The organism is Conchiformibius steedae, from assembly GCF_014054725.1.
GTDB lineage: Bacteria > Pseudomonadota > Gammaproteobacteria > Burkholderiales > Neisseriaceae > Conchiformibius > Conchiformibius steedae.
The window spans coordinates 2048829-2064423 of sequence record NZ_CP059563.1 but is presented as its reverse complement, the minus strand read 5'-3'; the positions used below and the strand labels follow the sequence as shown (position 1 = coordinate 2064423).

At 53.6% G+C, this 15595-nt stretch carries 14 protein-coding genes; 8 read left to right on the top strand and 6 right to left on the bottom strand.

The annotated features are described in order from the left end of the window. Window positions 1-18: 18 nt before the first annotated feature. The 4 genes from clpB to H3L98_RS10585 all read left to right on the top strand — a co-directional run bounded on the left by clpB (window position 19) and on the right by H3L98_RS10585 (window position 7058). A complete protein-coding gene (clpB, locus tag H3L98_RS10600) occupies window positions 19-2595 on the top strand; it encodes an ATP-dependent chaperone ClpB (protein ID WP_027022645.1) in 2577 nt (858 codons plus the stop codon). Between the two features lie 92 nt (window positions 2596-2687). After that, window positions 2688-3746: a metallophosphoesterase gene (locus tag H3L98_RS10595; protein WP_027022644.1), complete on the top strand. Its 1059-nt coding sequence runs from the start codon at window positions 2688-2690 to the stop codon at window positions 3744-3746. 175 nt (window positions 3747-3921) lie between these two features. Beyond that, complete coding sequence (locus H3L98_RS10590) at window positions 3922-6297, top strand: DNA translocase FtsK (protein ID WP_051532152.1); 2376 nt, start codon at window positions 3922-3924, stop codon at window positions 6295-6297. 191 nt (window positions 6298-6488) lie between these two features. Continuing rightward, complete coding sequence (locus tag H3L98_RS10585) at window positions 6489-7058, top strand: LPD3 domain-containing protein (protein ID WP_027022643.1); 570 nt, start codon at window positions 6489-6491, stop codon at window positions 7056-7058. 31 nt (window positions 7059-7089) lie between these two features. Here the strand turns inward: H3L98_RS10585 and trpA are convergent, their stop codons facing one another. Further along, window positions 7090-7872 carry a tryptophan synthase subunit alpha gene (trpA, locus tag H3L98_RS10580; protein WP_027022642.1) on the bottom strand — a complete coding sequence of 261 codons (783 nt, stop codon included), beginning with the start codon at window positions 7870-7872 and terminating at the stop codon, window positions 7090-7092. Window positions 7873-7981: 109 nt separating this feature from the next. Here trpA and rimI point away from each other — a divergent pair, with 109 nt between their 5' ends. From rimI to rsmI, 3 genes are read left to right on the top strand one after another with little or no spacing between them, the layout of a single operon-like run. Continuing rightward, window positions 7982-8410, top strand: a complete 429-nt coding sequence (gene rimI / locus H3L98_RS10575) for a ribosomal protein S18-alanine N-acetyltransferase (RefSeq protein WP_169733484.1) — start codon at window positions 7982-7984, stop codon at window positions 8408-8410. Then, window positions 8404-9162, top strand: a complete 759-nt coding sequence (locus H3L98_RS10570; RefSeq protein WP_027022640.1) for a uracil-DNA glycosylase family protein — start codon at window positions 8404-8406, stop codon at window positions 9160-9162. Before rimI ends, H3L98_RS10570 begins: the two co-directional genes overlap by 7 nt. A 21-nt stretch (window positions 9163-9183) precedes the next feature. Further along, a complete protein-coding gene (gene rsmI, locus H3L98_RS10565) occupies window positions 9184-10068 on the top strand; it encodes a 16S rRNA (cytidine(1402)-2'-O)-methyltransferase (RefSeq protein ID WP_156932348.1) in 885 nt (294 codons plus the stop codon). 9 nt (window positions 10069-10077) lie between these two features. Here the strand turns inward: rsmI and H3L98_RS10560 are convergent, their stop codons facing one another. From H3L98_RS10560 to waaA, 5 genes are read right to left on the bottom strand one after another with little or no spacing between them, the layout of a single operon-like run. Next, the gene (locus tag H3L98_RS10560; RefSeq protein WP_027022638.1) at window positions 10078-10425 is read right to left on the bottom strand and encodes an arsenate reductase family protein; all 348 of its coding nucleotides are present in this window, start codon (window positions 10423-10425) and stop codon (window positions 10078-10080) included. 4 nt (window positions 10426-10429) lie between these two features. After that, complete coding sequence (gene speD / locus H3L98_RS10555) at window positions 10430-10792, bottom strand: adenosylmethionine decarboxylase (protein ID WP_027022637.1); 363 nt, start codon at window positions 10790-10792, stop codon at window positions 10430-10432. Then, window positions 10789-10947, bottom strand: a complete 159-nt coding sequence (locus H3L98_RS10550; RefSeq protein ID WP_169733483.1) for a hypothetical protein — start codon at window positions 10945-10947, stop codon at window positions 10789-10791. The genes speD and H3L98_RS10550 overlap by 4 nt, the downstream gene beginning before the upstream one ends. Window positions 10948-10978: 31 nt before the next feature. Continuing rightward, window positions 10979-12613, bottom strand: a complete 1635-nt coding sequence (locus H3L98_RS10545; RefSeq protein ID WP_034333883.1) for an FAD-dependent oxidoreductase — start codon at window positions 12611-12613, stop codon at window positions 10979-10981. Then, window positions 12613-13869 (bottom strand): lipid IV(A) 3-deoxy-D-manno-octulosonic acid transferase, encoded by a 1257-nt coding sequence (gene waaA, locus H3L98_RS10540; RefSeq protein ID WP_027022635.1) that lies wholly within the window; start codon window positions 13867-13869, stop codon window positions 12613-12615. The genes H3L98_RS10545 and waaA overlap by 1 nt, the downstream gene beginning before the upstream one ends. Window positions 13870-14093: 224 nt before the next feature. On the opposite strand from waaA, the gene H3L98_RS10535 reads away from it, so the two are divergent. Continuing rightward, window positions 14094-15542: a capsule assembly Wzi family protein gene (locus H3L98_RS10535; RefSeq protein ID WP_051532151.1), complete on the top strand. Its 1449-nt coding sequence runs from the start codon at window positions 14094-14096 to the stop codon at window positions 15540-15542. Window positions 15543-15595 lie beyond the last annotated feature (53 nt).

Sequence of the window (15595 nt, the reverse complement as noted above, 5' to 3'; positions counted from 1 at the left end):
AACTTTAAGGAGCGCATGATGCGATACGACAAATTAACCGCCAAACTGCAACAAGCCCTGCAAGAAGCACACAGCTTGGCATTGGCAAACGACAGTGCTTATATTGAGCCTGTGCATGTGTTAAGCGTGTTGTTGGGCGACCCTGCCAATGGCATGGGCGCATTGCTGGTGAATGCGGGTGGCAATCTCGCGCAAATCCAAGCCGATGTACAGGCGGCAGTCAAGACTTTGCCGCGTGTGTCGGGGCAGGGCGGCGAAGTGAATTTAGGGCGCAGCTTGTCCAATATTTTTAACTTAATGGAAAAATCGGCTGCCAAACGCGGCGACAGCTATATTGCCAGCGAGTTGTTTTTCCCCGCGCTGCTGGAAAGCAAAGATGCGGCTGCCAAGCTGCTGACCGATGCGGGCGTGTCGGCTGCGCGTTTGGAACAGGCGATTGAGCAGTTGCGCGGCGGTGCGAATGTGGCAGACCCCAACGCCGAAGACCAGCGCGAAGCCCTGAAAAAATATACTTTGGACTTAACCGAACGCGCCCGCAACGGCAAATTAGACCCCGTAATCGGGCGTGATGACGAAATCCGCCGCGCCATTCAGGTGTTGCAACGCCGCACCAAAAACAATCCCGTGCTGATTGGCGAACCGGGCGTGGGCAAAACCGCCATTGTGGAAGGTTTGGCGCAACGGATTGTCAACGGCGAAGTACCTGAATCCTTACGCAATAAACGTCTGCTGGTGTTGGATTTGGCGGCATTGATTGCAGGTGCGAAATATCGCGGCGAATTTGAAGAGCGCCTGAAAGCCGTGTTAAACGATTTGGCAAAAGACGATGGCAACACACTGATTTTTATTGATGAAATCCACACCCTTGTCGGTGCGGGTAAAACAGACGGCGCGATGGACGCGGGCAATATGCTGAAACCCGCTTTGGCGCGTGGCGAACTGCACTGTATTGGCGCGACTACTTTGGACGAGTACCGCCAATATATTGAAAAAGATGCCGCTTTGGAACGCCGTTTCCAAAAAGTGTTGGTGAGCGAGCCGAGCGTAGAAGACACCGTTGCCATTTTGCGCGGTTTGCAGGAACGCTATGAAATCCATCACGGCGTGGACATTACCGACCCTGCGATTGTGGCGGCGGCGGAATTGTCCAACCGCTATATTACCGACCGTTTCTTGCCCGATAAAGCCATTGATTTGGTGGACGAAGCCGCCAGCCGCATCAAAATGGAACTGGATTCCAAACCCGAGCAGATGGACAAACTCGACCGCCGCATGATTCAGTTGAAAATGGAAAAAATGCACGTTGAGAAAGAAACGGACGAAGCCAGTAAAAAACGTTTGCAACTGATTGATGAAGAAATTGATTTGCTGCAAAAAGAATATGCCGATTTGGACGAAATCTGGAAAGCGGAAAAAGCCGTTTCCGCAGGCACGGCAGATTTGAAAAAGCAAATTGATGAAGTGAAAGTCAAAATCGAGCAGGCGAAACGTCAGGGTGATTTTGCCCGTGCTTCCGAATTGGAATACGGCGAACTGCCGCCATTGATGCAGCAGCTGCAAACGGCAGAGCAGGGCGGCAGTGAAGGCAAAACCAACAAACTGTTCCGCACCCAAGTGGGCGCAGAAGAAATTGCCGAAATCGTGTCGCGCATGACGGGCATTCCCGTTGCCAAAATGATGGAAGGCGAACGCGAAAAGCTGTTGAAAATGGAAGAAGTGTTGCACAAACGTGTGGTGGGGCAGGACGAAGCGGTACGCGCCGTTGCCGATGCCATCCGCCGCAGCCGCAGCGGTTTGGCCGACCCGAACAAACCTTACGGCAGCTTCCTGTTTTTGGGTCCGACAGGCGTGGGCAAAACCGAGTTGTGCAAAACGCTGGCAGGCTTTTTGTTTGACAGCGAAGAACATTTAATCCGCATTGATATGTCGGAATACATGGAAAAACACAGCATTGCACGTTTGATTGGTGCGCCCCCCGGATATGTGGGCTATGAAGAAGGCGGTTATCTGACCGAACAAGTACGCCGCAAGCCTTACAGCGTGATTTTGTTGGACGAAGTGGAAAAAGCCCATCCCGATGTGTTTAATATTCTGTTGCAAGTGCTGGACGACGGGCGTTTGACCGACGGACAGGGGCGCACGGTGGACTTTAAAAACACGGTGGTGGTGATGACCAGTAATATCGGCAGCCAAAATATTCAGGCAATGGGTGATACTTCTGATTATGCGGCGGTAAAAGAAGCGGTAATGGAAGACGTAAAAGCGCATTTCCGCCCCGAACTGATTAACCGCATTGATGAAGTGGTGGTGTTCCACGGCTTGGGACGCGAGCATATCCGCAGCATTGCCGAAATCCAACTGAACAGCCTGCGTAAACGTTTGGCGGCGCAAGATTTGCGCTTGGAAGTGTCGCCGGCGGCTTTGGATGTGATTGCCCAAGCAGGCTTTGACCCCGTGTACGGCGCACGTCCGCTGAAACGGGCGATTCAGGCAGAATTGGAAAATCCGTTGGCAAAAGCCTTGCTGGAAGGGCGTTACGCCGCAGGCAGCACCATTCGCGCCGATGTGGATGGCGAGCGTTTGTATTTCCAATAATAAACTTTTGATTCATTAAATAAAACGGGGTAAGCGGAATCGTGCTTATCCCGTTTTGCTATAATGTCTTTTTTTTCAATCATGTGGCAATCATGGCACTTATCGGAAAACTGCCTGCGGGCAAATTGGATATTGTGGGCGATGTACACGGGCATTTTGAGGCTTTGCAAAACCTGTTGCATTATTTGGGTTATTCGCCCGAAGGACGACACCCGCAGGGGCGCAAGCTGGTGTTTGTGGGGGATTTGGTGGACAGGGGACCCGATGCGCCTGCGTTGTTGGCGTGGTTTGAGCGGGCGCACGGGGAAGGTTGGGCGCAAATGGTGCTGGGTAATCATGAGATGAATTTGTTGGCAGACGAGCCGAAAGACGGTTCGGGCTGGTTTTTTGACAGTCGTGCGGAAAAAGATGCGCTCAATTATGCGCCGTGGCAGCGTTTGCCTGAAACGCGGCGGGCAGGGGTGCGCCGTTTGTTGGCGGCACAGCCTTTGGTGTTGGAACGGGACGATTTGCGGGTGGTACACGCGGCGTGGTTGCCCGATGCCGTGGCGGCTTTGCGCGAACGCAACAATGAATGCCCTGTGGTGCTGTATCACGAATGGGACGAGCATATTCAACGCTGTATCCGCCATGCGCCTTGGTTTGATGATTATCTGCTGGAACAGCGCGAACACGCGCACGGTTTGGAAGATGTGGCGAATGCACCGCCCTTGTTATCGGCATCGGGTCAGCATGATGTGTACCGCAGCATGGGGCATCCGATTCGGGTGCTGACTTGCGGGGCGGAACGGGTGGCGGATGTGCCGTTTTTTGCGGGTGGACGTTGGCGTTTTTCGGTGCGCCATGCGTGGTGGACGGATTACCGCGACAGTATTCCTGTGGTGGTGGGGCATTATTGGCGGCATTGGCAGAGCAAACGGGCAGGGGGTGATGCGCGTAATCTGTTTACCATGCCGTCTCATCATTGGCACGGGGCGCGGGGCAATGTGTTTTGTTGTGATTTTTCGGTGGGGGCGCGTTGGCGCGACCGTAAGAAAAACATTGCGCCTGCGGTGTCGGAATACCGTTTAGCAGCTTTGCGTTTTCCCGAAAAAACGCTGGTTTTTGACAATGGCGAGACAGTTTCCACGGTTTACGGGGGTTCGGCTTAATTATTGGCGGCAAATCCGTTATAATCGCAGCAGGTGCACAAATTGGGTGCAACGATTAAATCTTTTTGTTTTTTAAAGTAAAACGCCGTTTGTTGCGGTGTTTTGCGTTTTTTGTCCCCATGTGGGCTGCCTTGCCGCAAGGTGTGGGGCAGCCGCCTTTTTTAGCCGAGCCATCATGTTTTCCAGAGACAAAACCACCGCCGACAAACCCGCCGCGTCTGCACGCCCGAAAGCCGCCGCGCCGCGCCTGCCCAAACAACCGCCTGCCCGCGCCGCAGACAGTGCGCCCGCCGCCGAACCCAAACGCCACAGCACTGTGGTACACGATTCGGTGTGGCTGATGATGCTGATTGCCACGGTTTACGTTGCCTTGGCATTAGCCAGCTTCCACATGGACGACCCCGCCATGTCGCGCAGCGTGCCGCGTGGCGCAGACGTGCATAACTGGGGCGGATTGGCGGGCGCGTATCTGGCAGACGTGGGCTATTACGCTGTGGGTTTGTCGGTGTGGTGGGTGGTGGTGGCAGCCTGCGTGTGGCTGTACCGCAACTTCCGCGCTTTAGACCACGGCGAGCGTTATTCGCCTGTGGTGGCGGGCATCGGCTTGGGCGTGCTGATGCTGTTTAGTCCCGTATTGGAAAGCCTGTTGTGGAGCGATACCTTTACCGACAGCCTGCCCAACGGCGTAGGCGGTTTTTCCGGCAAAATCATTTCTCAAGGCATGGTGATGTTTTTGGGACAGATTGGCAGTATGCTGGTGTTGTTGGCGATGGTGTTGGTGGGCGTGAAGCTGCTGGTACAGTTTTCCTACCGCGAAACCGCCGCCATGCTGTGGCGCGAAATCAAGCAGACATGGCGCAACCTCTCGCCCGCAGCCCCCGTAGCCAGCGCACAAACCGCCACGCCCCAACCCGAAGCAAGCGCCGAAAAGAAAAGTTTTTTATCCAATTTGTTACCCAAAAAAGAAAAAAAAGCCGCTGCTAAAAAAGCCGAACCCTCTGCCAAAGCCGAACGTGTCCGTTCCGCCGTATCTGCTGCCAACAGCGCCGATAAACCCGCCGTATCGCGCCCCGCGCCCAGCCCGCGCAGCGACGGTTATTGCCTGCCCGCTGCGGACTTGCTTAAAGCCCCCGTGCGCGATGATTTTGCCGAAGTAGATGAAGCCAAAATTGAAGCCATTGGCGGACGCATTGTCGATAAACTTGCCGAATTCGGTATCAATGCCAGCGTGACTTCTGCCACACAAGGTCCTGTGATTACCCGTTACGAAATTGAGCCTGCGCGTGGTGTCAAAGGCAGTCAGATTGTCAATCTGGCAAAAGATTTGGCGCGTGCCTTATCGGTGCAATCGGTGCGTGTGGTGGAAACCATTCCAGGTAAAAGCACCATGGGCATTGAATTGCCTAACGAACACCGTCAAGAAGTGCTGTTGCAGGAAATCATTGCTTCCGATTTGTTTGCCGATGCCGAATCCAAATTATCGGTGGCATTGGGTAAAAACATTGAAGGTGCAGCCATGGTGGGCGATTTGGCGAAAATGCCGCATTTGCTGGTGGGCGGTATGACGGGTTCGGGCAAATCGGTAGGCATCAACGCCATGATTGTGTCCATTTTATATAAAGCCGCGCCTTCAGAAGTGCGCTTTATTATGATTGACCCGAAAATGCTGGAACTGTCGGTTTACGAAGGCATTCCCCACCTGCTTGCCCCTGTGGTAACCGATATGAAAGCCGCAGGCAACGCGCTCAATTGGTGCGTGGCGGAAATGGAACGCCGTTACCGTTTGATGTCGCATTTTGGTGTGCGCCATTTGGCGGGCTTTAACGAAAAAGTGCGCGATGCCAAACAACGGGGCGAAACTTTGGCGCACCCCTTTGATGCGTCAGAAGAAGTAGGCGAACTGCCACAAATCGTTGTCGTTATTGACGAATTGGCAGATTTGATGATGACCGAGAAAAAAGCCGTAGAAGTGCAAATTGCCCGTTTGGCACAAAAAGCGCGCGCCGCAGGCATTCACATGATTATCGCTACCCAACGCCCCAGCGTGGATGTGGTAACAGGCTTGATTAAAGCCAATGTGCCTACCCGCATGGCATTTACCGTGCAAAGCCGTATTGACAGTCGCACCATTCTCGACCAAACAGGCGCGGAAGACCTGTTGAAAAACGGCGATTTGCTGTTCTTGCGCCCCGGTGATGCCGAGCCTGTGCGTATGCAAGGCGCGTATGTAGATGATGCCGAAGTGCATCGTGTGGTTGCCTTTGTAAAAACGCAGGGCGAGCCTGATTATGTGGAAGGTATTTTAGACGGTGCTGCAAATGGGGATATGGGCGTAGCCCCACGCGGTACGGCAGGCGTGCGAGATGAATTGTTTGAACAGGCGGTGGATTTTGTGGTCAGCAGCCGCAAGGCTTCCATTTCGTCGCTGCAACGGCATTTGCGTATCGGCTACAACCGCGCTGCCAACCTGATGCAGGATTTGGAAGAAGCGGGCATTGTGTCGCCGCCCGAACCCAACGGCACACGCCATATTTACGGGCGCGAAGAGTAAAATTTTAAAACCCAATATCGGGACGGATAAGAAACTATCCGTCCCGATATTTTTGGGGCAAGACAAGGCAAAAAATACGCCCTGCGCAGGAAAACGCAGGGCGTGGGGGTGTCGGAATGGGGGAATAAATCGGAAAACCGAATAATGGGGAAGGTATTCCGGCGCAAGCCGATGAAGCAAAACGGCTGAACATGCCTGAAAATGCCACAACCAAAGAAGTGCGTAAGGCATTGGAAAGCTATTTGAAGCAGTCTCAGGGCAAAACCGTTATCACATCGGACGGTAAAACGGTGCGTTTTAGCGGCAAAAGCACTTCGCATTTGGTAAATAATAGTGTTTACGATAAGCGACTGATGGTTCAATCTGTTGCAAAAATTATTGAAGTGTTTAAAACAGGCGAATTTATTGCACGCCAAGATTTATATAAGGAGCGTAAGGATAAATTTGTAGCATTTCATATTTATCGCAAATGGGTTGATGTTGAAACGGAGAGTGTTTTACTACAAGTTAAAGCGGCTGAATTGGATAGTGGGAAATTAGTTGCTGGTGATGGTTTATTGGCGTATTCCGCCAAAGAATTAGAAAAGGGTACTTCTCAAACAGCTACGCTAGATAGCGTGCCAACGGCAAATAATACCTTAAGTCCGAGCCGTACCCATAGCGACCATTCTAACGAAATGAACAATAAGATACAAGTAGATAATTCGGCACAAGATGAACCGTATATTTTCCTTGAAATTTTGGAAGTGCGCGACCGGTAGGTTTCAGTCGGAAGCACGTTACAGGCATATTTTAGGGTTGAAGCGCGGCTTTGAGTTCGCGTACCAGTGCGCCTACGGCTTGGGTTTCGCGCTGGGGGTTGGCTTCAATTTCGGCAACAATGCGGCTGCCAATAATCACGGCATCTGCCACCGATGCCACGGCGCGGGCATCTTGGGCGTTGGCAATGCCGAAACCTACGCCAATGGGCAGGCTGAAATGACGGCGCAGCAGGGTCATTTTTTCAGCAACTTGGGCGGTATTCAGTTGGGCAGAACCGGTTACGCCTTTGAGAGAGACATAATACACAAATCCACCTGCATAGCGGGCAATGGCTTGCATGCGTGTTTCGTCGGTTGTGGGGGTAACGAGAAAAACGGTGGCAAGCTGTTGGGCTTGTAGGGCTTGGTGCAGGGGTTCGGCAACGTCAATGGGGCAATCAACGGTGAGTACGCCATCTACGCCTGCTTGGGCGGCGGCTTGGGCAAATGTTTCATAGCCCATGGCGTGTACGGGATTGAGATAACCCATCAGCACAACGGGGGTATGCTGATTGTTTTGGCGGAAACGGCGCACGATGTCTAAAACGGTAGTCAGATTAACGCCTTGGGCGAGGGCGCGTTCGGCAGCGCGTTGGATAACGGGTCCGTCTGCCATGGGGTCGGAAAAGGGGACACCCAGTTCAATAATGTCTGCGCCCGATTCGGCAAGGGTGTGCATTAGGGCGAGGGTGGTGTCGGGGTGGGGGTCGCCTGCGGTAATGTAGCTGATGAGGGCGGGGGTGGAGGCGTGAAAGGCTTGGGCGATGCGGTTCATGGGGATAACTTGTTCGGTTACGGAAAACAGGGGCTATTATAACGCGCCGTTTGGGGGAATGGGCGCGGTGGTATAATCGGGCAACAAAATCAGTAGGGGATAGACTTTGATGTTGCGATTGGCGGGCGAGAGCGATTTGCCTGATTTGGCGGCTTTAGACGGGCGCAGCCGTGCACACGCTTGGACGGCGGCGCAGTTTGCCGATTCATTGAATGCGCCGCATACGCAGATATGGCTGGCGGAACAGGACGGGCAAACCGTGGGTTTGGCGGTGTGGCAAACGGTGTGCGGGGAAACGGAACTGCATTTGATTGTTACCGATCCTGCTTGGCGGCGGCGCGGTTTGGCATCGCGCCTATTGGCAAAGTTGTTAGATGAAACGGCGGCGCAGGGCGGCAATCGGGTGTTGTTGGAAGTGGCAGCGGGCAACGCAGCGGCACAGGCTTTGTATTACGCTCACGGTTTTGTGGTCATGGGGCGGCGGACACAGTATTACGCCGATGGCGAAGACGCGGTTTTAATGGAAAAAATATGGTAAACAGCCGTTATGTGCATTTGCACGAAGCCTTGGGGCTGGGGGTAATGTGGTTGCCGCAGGGCTGGACGGTGCATGCTGGGTCGGAAATTGTGAATGGGGAAAAGGTATCGCGTTCTGCTGTGGCAACGCCGTCTCATTCCGCTGCTCGCGCTGATGTTGTGGATAACCAAAATAAAGCCAAACGGCATAATGTGAATTTGCCTGCGCGTTTGGCGGCATTGCAGCATGTACGCGCCCACGCACCTGAAACACCAAACCACGACCCAGCGCCTGTAACGGTGGTGTCTGCGCCGCCACCTGTGTTGTTGGGTAGCAAGCCGAAACCCGCACAGGTGGCGGCGTTGTGTGTGTGTGCTTCGCCAGCCGATATTGTGGCGGGGCGTTTGTTAAGCGGTGCGGCGGGCGATTTGTTTGACAAAATGTTAGATGCTATTCAGTTATCACGCGAACAGGTTTATTTGTCCTGCTGGTTGAAACAACTGCCTGACTTTAATCCCGACCCGCCTGCCGATTTAGTAGCGGCTGCCGTTGCGCCCTTGGCAGGGGAATTGGCAGCGGTGCGCCCGCAGGCATTGTTGCTGATGGGGCGTTTTTTTGAACGGGAAGACGTGCGCCGTCATCTGCATACTTTGGCGGCGGACGTGCCAGCGTTTTACATCGCCCATCCGCAACAAATGGTAGCAGACGCGCAATTAAAACGCCCTGCGTGGGCGACTTTGCAGCAGCTGCAAACTACCTTGTCTCAAAATTAATCTTTTAAATCAATTGCAAAAATCATGTTAAAACACCATCAAAAAGCCTTGGAAAGCCTGAATCCCGCCACTTTGTATATTGTTGCCACGCCGATAGGCAATTTGTCTGACATTACTTTACGCGCTTTGGCGGTGCTGCAAAAAGCCGATTGGATTTGTGCCGAAGACACCCGCGTTACCGCGCAATTATTGGGTGCATACGGCATACGCGCCAAGCTGTTGAGCGTGCGTGAACACAATGAACGGCAAATGGCGGGCAAGGTAATTGAGGCTTTGCGGGCAGGACAGACGGTGGCGCAGGTTTCCGATGCGGGTACGCCTGCGGTGTGTGACCCTGGTGCCAAGCTGGTGCAGTCGGTGCGCGAAGCGGGATTTAAGGTTGTGCCTGTGGCGGGGGCATCGGCGTTGATGGCGGTGTTGAGCGTGGCGGGCATCAGCGAACCGAATGTGTATTTTCACGGTTTTTTACCCGCCAAAAGCGGCGAAAGACAAAAACTGTTGGCAAGCTGGCGCGACTGTCCGTATGCCGTGATGGCGTTTGAAAGTCCGCACCGCATCGCCGCTGCCTTGGACGACATCGCCGCCGTGTTGCCGCAACGTCAAATCATGCTGGCGCGGGAAGTGAGTAAAACCTTTGAAACCTTTTTACACGGCAGCGTGGAACAGGTGCGCGATGCCGTACAAACCGATGCCGACCAGCGGCGCGGCGAAATGGTGCTGGTGTTGTATCCCGCGCCGCCGCAGCCTGCTGACGACACCTTACCCGAAGAAGCGCAACGGGTGATGCGGATTTTGTCAGCGCAACTGCCCACCAAACAAGCAGCGGATTTGGCGGCGCAAATTAGCGGCGCAGGTAAAAAGGCTTTGTATGATTGGGCGGTGGCGCAGAAAAATCAGGCGGGATAAGTTTGATGATTAAAGTAAATTATCTACTAGTTCGGGCGGACGGCATAGTGCTGCGCCTTTGTCGCTTTGCACAAAAGGGCGGTTGAGCAGGGCAGGATAACGCACCATGAGCGCGATACATTCGGCTTCGCTTAAATTTTGTTTGGCAACATATTGGGCATAGGCTGCATGGTCTTGGCGCATGGCATCTTGGGCGTTTACGCCGCTTTGCTGCAACAGTTGCGCGAGGGTATCGCCATCCAAACCGCCGTTTAGGTATTCAACAATATGCGGTTCAATGCCTGCGGCGCGGATGCGTGCCAGCACGGCGCGGGATTTGCTGCAATGTGGGTTGTGATACAGGATAACGGTGGTCATGGCATTAACAATCGGGTTGAAAAACAATCTGTTCGCCGCGATGCTGTTCTATCCAACGGCAATCGCGGGCTTGCAGGGCGTGTTGCAGAATTTGGCGGGCGTGTTGCAGCTTTAGTTCGCCGCATAAAAAAATATCGGCAGCGGCAAAACTGTGTTCGGGCCAAGTGTGAATACTGATGTGGGATTCGGCAAGCAGCAGCACACCCGTTACCCCGCCGCCGCCGCCAAATGTGTGCAGCTTGTGCCATAATACCGTTGCGCCCGCCGCTTCGGCACTTCGGCGCAAAATCTGTTCCAAAGCAGCGGCATCGCGCAGCAAATCAGGCGGACAGCCGTATAAATCCAGCAAGCCGTGCCGCTGTTTCACTTGTGTCCCCCGCCAAAACCGCCGCCGAATCCGCCGACAAACCCGCCACCGTGATGGCGAGAACCGCCATCGTCGTCAGAAAGCAAACCGTAGTTAAACAGCGTACCGAATAAAACCGTGGCAGATGCCACAATAATATAAGTCAGGCGCGACATGGTTTATCCTTGTAAAAAATGGTATGGGGCATTATACCCAATTCTCGGCAAGCGCATCGGCAGCCAGTGCGCCCCAGTGCGCCGCTTCTTCAAACACCGAATAGCCGCTTAAATCGCTGTGGGCAAACACGATACGTGAACGGTGTCGGCGCAGGGCGAGCAGGTCGGGACGGTTCAAATAACCGCGCAGCGGTACCGACATGGCGTGGGCGCGTACCGTTAAATCAATATGGGAAACGTGTTGCCAAAAGCGTTTGCCATAGACGGTGAGCAAATCGGCGGCGGCGGGTTCTAATAGGGCTTGAGCATCGGCGTTCAGCAATTCTTGGCGCACTTGCGCGGGTGGCGCGTGATGAAAGGCGCGGTAAGCGGTAAACACGGTGCGCGGCGGTTTGGCGGCGCGAATCAGTTGATGCGTGGCAACCACATAGCCCAAACCCGTTGAACCGTGTACCACATTATCCCATGCCAATTCGCTGTGTTTGGCTTCGGCGGGAAAACGGTGCAAAACAAAATTACTCACCAGCCAAGGCGCGTATTCGGGTGGGCGCAGCGGCAAACCGTAACGTTCGGGCTGATGCAGCAAACGCGCAGCCAGCAGCAGCGGCATGGCGCACACCACCTGTTCGGCGTGAACGGCAACGGTTTTGCCCGTGAGATTGTGGCGCAGATGCACTGCTACAAAGTCAGAATGTTCGCGTATGGCAACCGCGCTGGCAGCACAACTTGCGGGTGCGTCAAAATGCCATTCGCCTGTAGCGGGAAAATCGGACACGGGGCGCAGTTTTGCCAAACGGCGCAAGCCTTCGCCAATGTGGTTTAAGCCGTCAGACCACGTTAATACGCTGTCTTGCTCGTTGGCACGGGCGCAAAAATAATGCAGTCCCGCAAATGCGGAAACTTGGTTGATGCCTTGTCCGTAATCGTCGCGGCAGCAGTAATCCAAATAATGGCGCAGACTGGGGGAATGCAAACCCTGTGCGTTCAGCCATTGCGCGAAAGTGAGTTCGTCCAAACGCCGCCATGTTTCGTCTGCGGACGACAGCGCAATCGGAATGGCAAAAATTTTGCGCCCGTCGCTGCCTCGGGCGTGTTTCAGCGGGGCAATCAGCTGTAAAAAACGGCGGGCATCGGCATCGGGCAACAGCAAATGTTCGTGCCAACTGCCTTGATGCCACAGCCTTTCGGCGGGGGCGTGTACCAAATCGGTGTCGCGGTATTGCGGCGTGCCGTGGCGGTCGTAGCCCGTTAAAATCCCCAAATCCGCCAAAATTTGGCGCACGGTGGAGCTTTCCGTCGATGGTAATGCCAAATAATGCGCCCCTGTGGGGGCAGTCAAACCGTTGCCCGCATCAAACGCCGCCATATTGCCGTTGCGTTCATAGCCTTCCGCCAGCAGAAAATCATGAAAACCGCGCCGCGTGAACCGCCAAGCTGCGCTTAAACCCGCCGCGCCGCCACCCAAAATCAACACACGGCAACGGTGTTGCGAAACAGGTTTGTCATGCAAACTGCGGTCGCGCAGGGCGTGTGCCAAGGGTAAACCAATTTTGTGTAGGCTGACGGTGGGCGTATGGTGCAAATAGCGGTAGCCCAACCACGATGCGGGTACAGACGCACCCACGGCGGCGGCAGTTCCCAAAAAACGGCGGCGGTTCAAGCGCATCATAGCGATTCCGCAATGGCAGCGGCGATGCGTTCGGACGCGCCCTGATGTTGCGCGACAAAATCCCGCGCTTTTTCGCGCTTATCGGCGCACTGTTCGGGGTGCGCCAGCCACGCATTCACGGTGCGTACCAATTCGTCTGCCGAAGCAATTTGCGCCGCCGCGCCCGCTGCCAAGGCATCGGCGCACACCGCTTGAAAATTATAAGTAGATGTGCCGAATAAAACCGCTTTGCCACAGCTCATCGGCTCAATAATATTTTGGCAACCCGTATCCACCAAACTTCCCCCCACAAACACCACATCCGCCACCTGATAATAGGCAAACATCTCGCCCATGCTGTCGCCCACCCATACTTGTGTATCGGCGCGTACCGCTTCGCCGCTGCTGCGCCGCTGCACCCGCAAACCCAAATCCTGCGCCGTTTGTACCGCTGTGTCAAAACGTTCGGGGTGGCGTGGCACAATAATCAGCAAAGCCTGTGGCGAACCGTGTTGCTGCCATGCCTGCAAAATCATGTGTGTTTCGTCTGCATCGCCATGATGGCGCGTACTGCCCGCCACCCACACCTGCCGTTGCCCGATTAAGGCGCGAAACTGCGCCGCCAAATCCTGCGCCGCCGCAGGTGGAACAATATCGTATTTGGTATTGCCTAACACTTGAACATTTTCTGCACCAATTTCGCGCAAACGCTGCGCATCGGCTTCGGTTTGGGCAAAACAGCCGCGCAAACCGCGTAAAGCAGGGCGCACCAATGCCCCAATCCGCGCATAACCGCGTTGAGAACGTTCCGACAAACGCCCGTTTGCCAAAAACAAAGGTACGTCTGCTGCTGCGCAAGCATCTATCAGATTGGGCCAAATTTCCGTTTCCATCAGTACCCCGCAGCGCGGACGGTGTTCCGCCACAAAACGGCGCACCCAATCGGCGCGGTCGTAGGGCAGGTAACGGCATTGCGCCTGCGGATACAGAGCTTGTGCGGTGGCACGACCTGTGGGGGTGGATTGGGTCAGCAGCAGCGGTGCATCGGGAAAACGGGCTTGCAAAGCGGCAATCAGAGGTTGCGCGGCGCGGGTTTCCCCCACCGAAACCGCGTGAATCCACAGCGCGTTTTGCACAGGCTGCGGATACGGTTCGCCAAAACGTTCCGCCCAATGTTCCGCATAAGCGGGCGACAAACGGGCGCGACGGCGCAAATAAAGGCGCAACAGCGGCGCAACAGCATACCAAAGGGCATTGTAAAAAGTGCGTATCATGGCGCGATTGTAACCAAACTTACCGCTGCTTTACAAAACAAGATGGCGGGTTAGCGGTTTTTTACCTGATTTAGATTGTTTGCTTGAATGAAAGCCTTTAAAGTTCGCACATCTTTTTTCCATCTTGAATTTGTTGCAAAAAAGTAACGCTTTAATTCATTAACTGCATCATTGTTTGACAAAAGAAAAACAAACGACTGCCTTATTTCGGAACAACACATACCATGAAACATTCTTTTAAGCTGTTTGCCGCTGCGATGGCATTGTCCAGTGCCTTGGCTTCAGCACAACAATTGATTCCCACCAATACCCGTTTGCATGAAGACCTGAATTGGCTGTCAAACCGCAATATTATCCAATTGAACTTATCTACTTGGCCTTTAAGCGCAGACGAAATCAAATCGGCGCTGGACCAAGCCAAACCCGCTACGATAAACGATGCAGAAATTGTGGAACGGGTGCGCCAATATATTGACGCGGATAACAACCGTTTTAAATTTTCAGCACAAATCAACAGCAAACGCGATTTACTGCCTTTGGGGACGAATCAACCTGAAGACCAATATCGTGTATCGGCTGGGGGACATTTCGGTACGGATAATTTTGATTTAAACATACAGGCAGGGGCTGTGGGCGGCGACACTTTGGGGCGCAGCAGCCATTTGGATTTGGCGGAATCGTATGCGGGCTTGAAAATCGGTAATCAGTGGTTAAGCGTGGGACAGCAGTCACGCTATTGGGGACCTGCACATGAAGGCAGTTTGATTTTGGGTGATACGGCACGTCCGTTTGTGGCGCTCAATCTGCAACGCGGCGTGCAAAAACCGTTTGAAAGCAAATGGCTGTCGTGGTTGGGGAAATGGAATTATCAGATTTTTGTCGGACAACAATTAAATAAGGAAAACATGAAATCGCCGCGCCACACCAAATTATTGGGTATGCGCGTTACTGTGTCGCCTACCGATTATTTGGATTTTGGTATGTCGCGTACTGCACAATGGGGCGGACAAGGTCGTCCGCAGGATTGGAAGGCTTTGGGTAATGCCATTATTGCGCGTGAGAATGGTCAGGTAAAACAAGACCCTGGTAATCAGTTGGCTGGTTTTGATGTTAAGCTGAAGCTGCAACCTTTGGTAGGTGTACCTGTATCCGTTTACGGGCAGATGGTTGGTGAAGACGAAGCCAATAAAATGCCGTCTAAAAACTTCTTTTTGGCGGGCATTGATGGTAGCCATAAAGTATCGGAGCGGCAAACCTTAAATTGGCATTTGGAAGGTGCGGACACCAGTACCAAATTTGGAAAAATGACCAATGTGACTTATCGTCATACCACTTATAAAGATGGTTATTATCAGCAAGATATGCCTTTAGGGCATCCTTTGGGTGGCGATGTGCGTTCGGTGGTGTTGGGTATGAATTCCAGCATATTCCACGACGACAGCAACAAATGGTTTAAAAGCCAACACTTTGGCGGCAAGCTGGTTCACGCGCAAACCGTGCGTAAAAACAAAGCCCAACAGCAAAAAACACAAGGGGCTTCTGTGATGTGGGAAGGCGAAGTCAATACCAAAAACGACATCAATCTGCGTGTGGGCGCAAACGGTTGGTATGCCAAAGCCCAACATGGCAAGGGCAAAGGCGGCGTGGGCGTAAAAGCCGATATGTCGTTCTAAAGTTATTTGATTGGCTCAACCCGTCTTTTGGTTTTTTGTCTGTGCAAGACAAA